General features: G+C 54.7%; 7 protein-coding genes and 4 pseudogenes. 5 read left to right on the top strand and 6 right to left on the bottom strand.

The features are described from left to right. Positions 1-155: 155 nt before the first annotated feature. From ACTBDU_RS14560 to serC, 6 genes are all read right to left on the bottom strand, one after another. On the bottom strand, positions 156-461 hold the full coding sequence (locus tag ACTBDU_RS14560; RefSeq protein WP_438806972.1) for a transposase: 306 nt from the start codon (positions 459-461) through the stop codon (positions 156-158). A 246-nt stretch (positions 462-707) separates the two neighbouring features. Continuing rightward, positions 708-992, bottom strand: a complete 285-nt coding sequence (ihfB, locus tag ACTBDU_RS14555; protein WP_438806971.1) for an integration host factor subunit beta — start codon at positions 990-992, stop codon at positions 708-710. A gap of 92 nt (positions 993-1,084) precedes the next feature. Beyond that, positions 1,085-2,761, bottom strand: coding sequence for a 30S ribosomal protein S1 (gene rpsA / locus ACTBDU_RS14550; protein WP_438806970.1), 1,677 nt, complete (start codon positions 2,759-2,761; stop codon positions 1,085-1,087). A 114-nt stretch (positions 2,762-2,875) separates the two neighbouring features. Next, positions 2,876-3,559 (bottom strand): (d)CMP kinase, encoded by a 684-nt coding sequence (gene cmk / locus ACTBDU_RS14545; RefSeq protein WP_438806969.1) that lies wholly within the window; start codon positions 3,557-3,559, stop codon positions 2,876-2,878. A gap of 107 nt (positions 3,560-3,666) precedes the next feature. After that, a complete protein-coding gene (aroA, locus tag ACTBDU_RS14540; protein ID WP_438806968.1) occupies positions 3,667-4,974 on the bottom strand; it encodes a 3-phosphoshikimate 1-carboxyvinyltransferase in 1,308 nt (435 codons plus the stop codon). Between the two features lie 152 nt (positions 4,975-5,126). Further along, entirely contained in the window at positions 5,127-6,212 is a 1,086-nt protein-coding gene (gene serC, locus ACTBDU_RS14535; protein ID WP_438806967.1) for a 3-phosphoserine/phosphohydroxythreonine transaminase, read from the bottom strand. A gap of 159 nt (positions 6,213-6,371) precedes the next feature. On the opposite strand from serC, the pseudogene ACTBDU_RS14530 reads away from it, so the two are divergent. From ACTBDU_RS14530 to ACTBDU_RS14510, 5 genes and pseudogenes are all read left to right on the top strand, one after another. Next, positions 6,372-6,891 (top strand): annotated as a pseudogene (locus ACTBDU_RS14530) (YcaO-like family protein); the annotation flags it as partial. Beyond that, a complete protein-coding gene (locus ACTBDU_RS14525) occupies positions 6,837-7,073 on the top strand; it encodes a hypothetical protein (protein ID WP_438806966.1) in 237 nt (78 codons plus the stop codon). The pseudogene ACTBDU_RS14530 and the gene ACTBDU_RS14525, both read left to right, overlap by 55 nt. A gap of 453 nt (positions 7,074-7,526) precedes the next feature. Further along, positions 7,527-8,247, top strand: a pseudogene (gene focA / locus ACTBDU_RS14520) (formate transporter FocA); the annotation flags it as partial. A 38-nt stretch (positions 8,248-8,285) separates the two neighbouring features. Further along, positions 8,286-9,576, top strand: a pseudogene (locus ACTBDU_RS14515) (pyruvate formate lyase family protein); the annotation flags it as partial. Between the two features lie 72 nt (positions 9,577-9,648). Continuing rightward, positions 9,649-10,112: pseudogene (locus tag ACTBDU_RS14510) on the top strand (transposase); the annotation flags it as partial.

Genomic DNA, 10,112 nt, shown 5'->3' with positions numbered 1-10,112 from the left:
GCTGATACTGTGCAGTTCATGAACCTGACTGCGCAATACCGTTCGCCTGCCGTCTGGCCTGTCAGGACGACTTTTCCAGTATTTGTAACTGCTGCGATGAACCCTGAACACGTGGCAGAGTGTGGCTACAGGATAATGCGCTCTGAGTTTCCCGATTAACGAGAACTGTTCAGGGGGTCTGACATCAAGAGCGCTGTAGCCTTTTTTAATGTTTCGTTTTCCATTTTAATGCGTTGTACCTTCTTCTTGAGCTCACGTATTTCGATTTGTTCCGGGGTTATGTATGGGAGAAGCTTTTGGCGTTTTCCCCTGTCGCTTATCACGCAGTTGTTTACCCATTTCACCATCGTAGAAAGGCCAACGTCCATGGCTTTTGCTGCTTGTGCGGCGGTGTAATTTTGGTCGACAACCAGTTGAGCGGATTCGCGTTTGAATTCAGGACTAAAATTTCTTCTTTTCATTGGTGCACCCCCGTGTTGTTCTGAGGTGAGCATATCACCTCTGTTCGGGTGGCCAAATTCAGTGTGCCACTACAGACAGGGGCTGAATTGCTACCGGTGTTAAATACCTCTACAGAGTATCGGTCCCGCTTAGCCTTCTCCTATCAGCCGTTGACCTGGTCCTCCAGCGGCGCAAAGGCAAAAAAAAAGCCTCTTAAACGGGGCTTTTTTAGGTTTGCAATAATATTGGCCGCCGGGCCGCGGCGGTTAACCGTAGATGTTGGCGCGATCGCGCAACTCTTTACCCGGTTTGAAGTGCGGAACATATTTGCCTTCCAGTTCCACTTTGTCACCGGTTTTCGGATTGCGGCCGATACGCGGGGCACGGTAGTGAAGAGAAAAACTGCCGAAACCGCGGATTTCAATGCGTTCGCCGCTGGCGAGTGTCGTCGCCATATACTCAAGCATCTCCTTCACTGCATCCTCAACCACTTTTGCCTGGATATGAGCGTGCTGGCGAGCAAGTCTTTCGATAAGCTCGGACTTGGTCATAATTCCTCCAAGTTTACGCGGCTCTTTTGAGAGCAGCGTAACACTTTAACTACCGTCCAGGAGCAGAGTTCACCTCCGCTCCCCCGTTATTATTACTCGCCTTTGGTCGCCGCTTTAAAGGCTTCAGCCATCGCGTTGGAGAAGCTGCCTTCTTCCTGCTTGTTGTTCACGGTGCTGATGGCTTCTTTCTCATCCGCCTCGTCCTTAACACGAACGGACAGGCTGACAACGCGGTTTTTGCGATCAACGCCGGTGAATTTTGCTTCCACATCGTCGCCCACGTTCAGAACCAGCCTAGCATCTTCAACGCGGTCGCGCGAGGCTTCAGAAGCGCGCAGGTAACCTTCAACGCCGCCTGCTAATTCAACTGTAGCACCTTTCGCGTCAACTGCTGTGACTTTACCAATAACAATAGCCCCTTTCTTGTTCAAAGACAGGTAGTTATTGAACGGATCTTCAGCCAGCTGCTTCACGCCCAGGGAAATACGCTCGCGCTCTGCGTCAACCTGCAGAACCACGGCCGCGATTTCGTCACCCTTCTTGTATTCGCGCACGGCTTCTTCGCCGGCCACGTTCCAGGAGATGTCGGACAGATGAACCAGGCCGTCGATGCCGCCGTCCAGGCCGATAAAGATCCCGAAGTCGGTGATTGACTTGATTTTGCCTTCAACGCGGTCGCCCTTGTTATGGGTTTCAGCGAACTGCTGCCACGGATTGGCTTTGCACTGCTTCAGACCCAGGGAGATACGACGACGTTCTTCGTCGATGTCCAGCACCATAACTTCCACCACGTCGCCCACGTTAACCACTTTGGACGGATGGATATTTTTGTTGGTCCAGTCCATTTCGGAAACGTGCACCAGGCCTTCAACGCCTTCTTCAATTTCAACGAAGCAGCCGTAGTCGGTCAGGTTGGTCACGCGACCGGTCAGACGGGTGCCTTCCGGGTAACGCTTCGCGATAGCGACCCACGGATCTTCGCCCAGCTGTTTCAGGCCGAGGGAGACACGGGTACGCTCACGATCGAATTTCAGTACTTTAACGGTGATCTCGTCGCCGACATTCACGATTTCGCTTGGATGCTTGACGCGCTTCCAGGCCATATCGGTGATGTGCAGCAGGCCGTCAACGCCGCCCAGATCAACGAAAGCGCCGTAGTCGGTCAGGTTCTTGACGATACCCTTGACTTCCATGCCTTCCTGCAGGTTTTCCAGCAGCTGATCGCGCTCGGCGCTGTTTTCGGATTCGATAACGGCACGACGGGAAACCACGACGTTATTGCGTTTCTGATCCAGCTTGATCACTTTAAACTCAAGCTCTTTGCCTTCCAGATGCAGGGTGTCGCGAACCGGACGCACGTCGACCAGAGAACCCGGCAGGAACGCACGGATACCGTTCAGTTCAACGGTGAAACCGCCTTTGACTTTCCCGTTGATAACGCCGATAACGGTGGCCGCTTTTTCATACGCTTTTTCCAGCATCAGCCAGGCTTCGTGGCGCTTGGCTTTTTCACGGGACAGCAGCGTTTCGCCGAAACCGTCTTCGACTGCATCCAGCGCGACGTCAACCTGATCGCCCACTTCGATTTCCAGCTCGCCCTGGGCGTTGCGGAATTGCTCGACGGGAATGGCGGATTCAGATTTCAGGCCGGCGTCAACCAGAACCACGTCTTTCGCGATGGACACAACGGTACCGCAAACGATGGAGCCCGGACGGGTTTCGATTTCTTTCAGGGATTCTTCAAAGAGTTGAGCAAAAGATTCTGTCATATTTGATAATTTTCAGATTTTTTGATTAACGGCCATCCGGCATCTTGCTTGATGGGGTTGTTATACACGCTCCGCTGCCGTCCCTCGCCGCAGGGTAATTTAGTCACTACACCGTTACGATAGCGCCAGAATCTGCCTGGCATGCGCCAGCGCTTTGACTATCACTTCATCGATAGTCAGGCGGGTGGAGTCGAGCACCAGCGCATCAGCTGCCGGCACCAATGGCGCCACCGCGCGATTGCGGTCGCGATCGTCCCGTTCTTTTATCTCGGATAAAAGGCGCTCAAAGTTAACACTAAAGCCCTTTTCCTGCAACTGCCGCATGCGGCGGTGCGCCCTTCCGTCCGACGACGCATCCAGAAAGATTTTCACCGGCGCATCGGGAAATACGACGGTTCCCATATCGCGGCCGTCGGCAATCAGGCCCGGCGCGGCGCGAAATGCACGCTGGCGCCGCAGGAGCGCTTCACGCACGCGCGGAAACGCGGCGATTTGCGATGCGCTATTGCCGACGGTTTCATTGCGTATAGCCTGACTGACATCTTCCCCTTCCAGCACCACGCTCAATTGCCCTTGCTCAACCTCGAAACGAACATCAAGATAAGCGGCGAGCGCCACCAACGCCTCCTCGCTGTCGATAGCCACCTGATGGTGCAGGGCGGCCAGCGCCAACACCCGGTAGATCGCGCCGGAATCCAGTAAATGCCACTGTAACGTTTCTGCTAACGCTTTGCAGAGCGTCCCCTTCCCCGCACCACTCGGTCCGTCGATGGTGATTACCGGGGCTATAACCGTCATTGTCTTCTCCTTTAAACGCGACGAGAGTGAAAGCCTGGGACAGTCCTCAAACTTCAGTGCGCCGCATTGTACCCTTCATTACGTGTAAACGTTACTCTTACCCGTTATCATGGCGCCGAATGCGACGAGGCTGGCGTGCTTAACGCCGCCAGCCGGGCAAAAAAGTCCGGAAAGGTTTTATGCGTACATTGCGGGTCGAGAATGGTCACGGGGGTGTCGGACAGCGCCACCAGCGCAAAGCACATCGCCATACGGTGGTCGTTGTAGGTACCGATCCGGGCGGCGCTCAGTCTGGCGGGCGGCGTGACCGCCAGATAATCCTTTCCCTCGATCACGGTCGCGCCCACTTTGCGCAGCTCGGTGGCCATCGCCGTCAACCGGTCGGTTTCTTTGACCCGCCAGTTGGCAATGTTGCGCAGTATGGTGGTGCCGCCGCTGGCGAATAGCGCGGTGGTGGCGATGGTCATCGCCGCGTCGGGAATGTGATTCATATCCATATCAATGGCGTGCAGCGACGCCCGGCTGCATTCAATGTAATCGTCGCCCCAGCGAATCGTCGCGCCCATGCTCTCCAGCACATCGGCGAAACGGATATCGCCCTGTACGCTGTGGCGGCCGATGCCGATCACACGCACGGTGCCGCCGCGGATCGCCGCCGCCGCCAGAAAATACGACGCGTTGGAGGCATCCCCTCCCACCAGATACTCTCCCGGCGACCGGTATACGCTGCCGCCGGTAAGGTAAAGCACCTGATAATTATCGTGCCGCACCTCAATACCGAAGATTTTCATCAACGCCAGGGTGATATCGATATAGGGCCGGGACACCAGTTCGCCCTTGATGCGGATGCAGCTGTCCCGCGGGGCCAGCGGCGCCATCATCAAGAGTGCAGTCAGAAACTGGCTGGAAACACTACCGTCAAGGTTAAGAAAGCCGCCTTGATAGCCGCCGCGTAAACGCAGCGGCGGATAATGCTCGTGTTCGAGGTAATCTATTTGCGCACCGCCCTGGCGCAGCGCGTCAACCAAGTGGCCGATGGGACGCTCTTTCATGCGCGGCTCGCCGGTCAACGTGACGTCCTGCGCCTGCAGGCACAGCGCCGCGGCCAGCGGACGCATGGCGGTGCCGGCGTTACCGAGAAACAGCGTGAGCGCCTCATCCGCGCGCAATGGCCCGCCGAGGCCGTCGATTTCACAGCTGCGGCGATCCGCCGACAGACGGTAGTTCACACCCAACTGGCCGAGGGCCGTCAGCATATGGCGAACATCGTCGCTATCAAGCAGATTGGTCAGACGCGTGGTGCCGTTGGCCTGCGCCGCCAATAACAAGGCGCGATTGGAAACGCTTTTGGAACCCGGCAGGTTGAGGGTGCCATCGACGCGCGCGATGGGGTTTAAAGTCAGGGAATCCTGCATGTGTAACACTTTCTCCAACAAAGAATAACGCCTGACCCCGGCCAGAAGCTGGCTTGCTAACGGCAGGCCACGGTCGCTAAATCGCGGCGCCACGCGTCTAGGCGACCTTGCTCAACACAACGGCCAACCGGCAGGCGACGGCACGGAGAGCGTTACCCGTGGCGACGGGCAAAGCCGAGCATAAAGTCCACCAGCGCCTGCACGCCTTCCAGCGGCATGGCATTGTACAGCGATGCGCGCATGCCGCCCACCACCCGGTGTCCCTTCAATGCATGCAGACCGGCGGCAAAAGACTCCTGCAAAAAGAGTGCATCCAGTTTGCTGTCCGCCAATTGGAACGGCACATTCATGCGCGAACGGTTGGCCGGCGCGACGGTGTTGCGATAAAAATCGCTCTCATCAATAATGCGATACAACAAAGACGCCTTGGCCTGATTGCGTTTATCCATTTCCGCCAGCCCGCCCTGGGCTTTCAAACATTTGAACACCAGCCCCGACAGATACCAGGCGAATGTCGGCGGCGTGTTAAACATGGAATCGTTTTCGGCCAGTACGCTGTAATCCAGAATGGACGGCAGCGCTTTGCTCGCGCGGCCCAGCAGATCTTCGCGCACGATGACCAGCGTCAGCCCGGCCGGCCCGATATTTTTCTGCGCCCCGGCGTAAATCACCCCAAAGCGGCTGACGTCCAGCGGGTGCGATAAAATCGTGGAGGAGAAATCCGCCACCACTACCCTGTCGCCAAAATCCGGCAGTTCATTGATGGCCAGACCATCAATGGTCTCGTTCGGGCAATAGTGTAAATAGGCGCCATCGGTCGATAATGCCCAGTCGCGCATCGGTTTAATCGCACGCAGACCGTCAATTTCGGTGGTGACATTAATCACCTGCGGGTCGCAATATTTTTGCGCTTCTTTTATGGCGCTGTGCGCCCAATAGCCGCCATCGATATAATCAGCGCGGGTGGCCTCCCCCAGCAGGTTCATCGGCACCGCGGCGAATTGCGCGCGCGCCCCGCCGTGGCAAAACAGGACGTTATAATTGTCAGGGATCGCCAACAGCGCGCGCAAATCTTGCTCGGAGGATTGCGCGACTTCGAGAAACTCTTTACTGCGATGGCTTATTTCCATGACCGATGTGCCAAGGCCATGCCAATTACACAATTCCTGCTCCGCCTTGCGCAACACTTCCGCCGGAAGCATTGCCGGGCCGGAGCTAAAATTAAACACCTGATTCATTTTTCCTCACCACGATTTGCCAGTAAAACTGCTAAACACCTACCATGGTTTTAACACCGCCCACGCCAGGCCGCAACGCCTGATAGGTCAGAGAATACATGGAGCCGAGGGAGAAAACACCGTATTATGGTGGTTTACCGTTGATAATAAGTGACCCTGATGACGCAGACCTTTATTCCAGGCAAAGATGCGGTGCTGGAAGACTCCATAGCCCGCTTTCAGGAGCAGCTCAGCGCGCTGGGCTTCTCAATCGAAGAAGCATCCTGGCTGAATCCCGTGCCCCATGTCTGGTCGGTGCATATCCGCGACCGCGACCGCGACTGTCCGCTGTGCTTTACCAACGGTAAAGGCGCTACCCGCAAAGCGGCGCCGGCCGCGGCGCTTGGCGAGTATTTTGAACGCCTCTCCACCAACTATTTTTTCGCTGACTTTGTACCTTGGCACCACGGTCGCCGGAGGCGAGTTTGTGCATTATCCCAACGAGCGCTGGTTTCCCATTCCGGCCGACGGCGGGCAGCCCGACGGCATCCTAGGTGAGCATCTACGCGCCTTTTATGATCCGGACCAGGAATTGACCGGGCGCGATCTGGTGGATTTACAGTCCAGCCAGACCGAACGGGGGATTTGCGCTCTGCCTTTCAGCCGCCAGTCCGACGGTGCCACGGTTTACATCCCGATGACGGCCGCTCTGCGGAGCAATACCAGCACGCCTTCGCACGTCTGTACGGCGCGCCGACGCTGGCCGGCGCCACTGCGGCGCTCGCGGTGGAGAACCCGTTTTACGGTCTGACGGCGCTGGATGACGATCTTAAAGCCCTGCCGGCGCACCAGGCCAAACGCCGCTTCTGCTCAGCAACCTAGCAGCTTACTCGGCAAACTGCGCTGCGGTCTTCGCCCAAGCGCGGCACTAACGCGTCTTGGGCGGCTTAGTGGCTAAAAGGTAACCGACTATAATGATGCGCCCGCATTTGACACTCTAAAGCGTCAAGCAGGCTAAAGGGATTCACTCCCTTCGAGGTGACAAATTAAGGGTAATTGTTTTAATAAAGTGAAATCACGCCAACTATAACTGCCAATAACAACAGCGCCACAATTGCTATAAAAACAGCAGGACAAAAAGTGCAAAAAATGTAATTTTTAACGCATTTTATAAAATTTATTTTTTTATTAAGTTCCAATGTATTAAATAGAAAACCCTTAGTGATTGTGGTGTATTTCCCCCTTCAAGTTTGGCCGCCTATAATCCATGTCAATTTTTGTCCTATACTGAGTTAGTAGAATTAACGCGTAAATTAATTTCACGAAAAAGTTAGTATGAAAGCCGACAACTCTTTTGATTTGTTATTACCTCCGGCGGCGGCAATAAGTGGCTGAGGAAGCGGGCGTCTATAAAGCGACGAAACGCCCTAGCACCACCTTTTTCCTGGCGATAACCGCGGGCGTTTTCATCTCCATCGCGTTCGTGTTTTATATCATAGCGACTACCTGCACCGTAGCCATACCTTACGGCTTCGCCAAACTTATCGGCGGTTTTTGTTTCTCTCTGGGGTTAATGCTGGTCATTATCAGCGGCGTGGATTTGTTTACCTCCTCGGTACTGATTGTTGTGGCCCGGGCGTGCGGCCGAATCAGTTGGGCCCGGCTGGTGCGTAACTGGATCAATGTTTATGTCGGCAACCTGATAGGGGCACTGTTATTTGTGGCCCTTATCTGCTTTGCGGGTCAGCATATGGTCGCCAACGGCTCCTGGGCCCTGAATGTGTTGCAGACCGCCGACCATAAAATGCATCACACCTTTGTCGAGGTGGTCTGCCTCGGTATTTTGGCAAACTTGATGGTTTGCCTGGCGGTCTGGACCAGTTATTCCGGCCGCAGCATGTTCGATAAAATGTTCGCCATGATTACGCCGGTCACGATGTTTGTCGCCAGCGGCTTTGAGCATAGTATTGCCAACATGTTCATGATCCCGATGGGGATCGTTATCAAGAATTTTGCCTCGCCAGCGTTCTGGCAGGCCATCAGGGTGGCGCCGAAGGCGGATTGTCGAAATCCACATTAGAAGGTAGGTGTATAATGACCGATCTGAATAGCAAACTGTCCCCGGCCTGGGAAGGTTTTAGCGCAGGCGACCGGCAGAAAGAAGTCAACGTGCGTGACTTCATCCAAAAAAACTACACTCCCTATGAAGGCGACGAAGCTTTCCTGGCCGGCGCCACCGCCGCCACCGCGTCGCTGTGGGAAAAAGTTATGAAAGGAATCAAAATCGAGAACCGCACCCATGCGCCGGTCGATTTTGATATCGATATTGCTGCCACCATTACCTTCCACAACGCCGGCTATATCAATAAATCGCTGGAAAAAGTCGTCGGCCTGCAGATGGATGCACCGTTAAAACGTGCCATCATCCCGTTTGGCGGCATCAAAATGGTAGAAAGTTCCTGCATAGCGTACGATCGCGAGCTGGATTCGGGTCTAAAAAAATCTTTACCGACTACCGCAAGACCCATAACCCGGGCGTGTTCGATGTCTATACTCCCGACATTCTGCGCTGTCATAAAGCGGGCGTGCTGACCGGTCTGCCGGACGCCTATGGCCGCGGACGCATCATCGGCGACTACCGCCGCGTTGCCCTGTACGGCATCAATTACCTGATGAAAGATAAATTCGCCCAGTTCCAGGCTCTGCAATCCAAATTGGAAAACGGTGAAGAGCTGGAACAGACCATCCGTCTGCGCGAAGAAATCGCCGATCAGCACCGTGCGCTAGGCCAGATTAAAGAAATGGCCGCCAAATACGGCTGCGATATTTCCGGGCCGGCCACAACCGCGCAGGAAGCCGTGCAGTGAACCTACTTCAGCTATCTGGCCGCCGTTAAATCACAAAACGGCGCCGCGATGTCCTTCGGCCGCGTATCTACCTTCTTTGACGTGTGCATCGAACGCGACCTGAAAGCCGCTAAGCTTTCGGAAGAACAGGCGCAAAAGCTTATCGACCATCTGGTCATGAAGTTGCGTATGGTGCGCTTCCTGCGTACGCCGGAATATGATGAACTGTTCTCGGGCGCCCCCCCGATTTGGGCAACCGAATCCCTCGGCGGCGTGTGCATCGACGGCCGTACGCTGGTGACCAAAAACAGTTTCCGTTTCCTAAACACCCTGAACACCATGGGGCCGTCGCCGGAACCGAATATGACCATCCTGTGGTCGGAAAAACTGCCGATCAACTTCAAGAAATTCACCGCAAAAGTGTCCATCGACACCTCATCTATGCAGTATGAAAACGATGACCTGATGCCCCGGATTTCAATGACGACGATTATGCCATTGCCTGCTGCGTCAGCTCGATGGTGCTCGGCAAGCAAATGTAGTGGCACACTGAATTTGGCCACCCGAACAGAGGTGATATGCTCACCTCAGAACAACACGGGGGTGCACCAATGAAAAGAAGAAATTTTAGTCCTGAATTCAAACGCGAATCCGCTCAACTGGTTGTCGACCAAAATTACACCGCCGCGCCAGCAGCAAAAGCCATGGATGTTGGCCTTTCTACGATGGTGAAATGGGTAAAACAACTGCGTGATATGCGACAGGGGAAAACGCCAAAAGCTTCTCCCATACATAACCCCGGAACAAATCGAAATACGTGAGCTCAAGAAAAAGGTACAACGCATTGAAATGGAAAACGAAATATTAAAAAAGGCTACAGCGCTCTTGATGTCAGACTCCCTGAACAGTTCTCGTTAATCGGGAAACTCAGAGCGCATTATCCTGTGCCCACACTCTGCCACGTGTTCAGGGTTCATCGCAGCAGTTACAAATACTGGAAAAGTCGTCCTGACAGGCCAGACGGCAGGCGAACGGTATTGCGCAGTCAGGTTCATGAACTGCACAGTATCAGCCA

The sequence above is a fragment of the Sodalis sp. (in: enterobacteria) genome (assembly GCF_051710625.1).
In the GTDB taxonomy this organism is placed as follows: Bacteria; Pseudomonadota; Gammaproteobacteria; order Enterobacterales; family Enterobacteriaceae; genus JBPESN01.
Note: the sequence above shows the minus strand (reverse complement) of the source record. Positions and strands in the feature narration are given on the sequence as shown.

Coding starts and splice junctions, on each gene's coding strand:
- ACTBDU_RS14560 (WP_438806972.1), bottom strand. CDS start 461: ATGAAAAGAAGAAATTTTAGTCCTGAATTCAAACGCGAATCCGCTCAA.
- ihfB (WP_438806971.1), bottom strand. CDS start 992: ATGACCAAGTCCGAGCTTATCGAAAGACTTGCTCGCCAGCACGCTCAT.
- rpsA (WP_438806970.1), bottom strand. CDS start 2,761: ATGACAGAATCTTTTGCTCAACTCTTTGAAGAATCCCTGAAAGAAATC.
- cmk (WP_438806969.1), bottom strand. CDS start 3,559: ATGACGGTTATAGCCCCGGTAATCACCATCGACGGACCGAGTGGTGCG.
- aroA (WP_438806968.1), bottom strand. CDS start 4,974: ATGCAGGATTCCCTGACTTTAAACCCCATCGCGCGCGTCGATGGCACC.
- serC (WP_438806967.1), bottom strand. CDS start 6,212: ATGAATCAGGTGTTTAATTTTAGCTCCGGCCCGGCAATGCTTCCGGCG.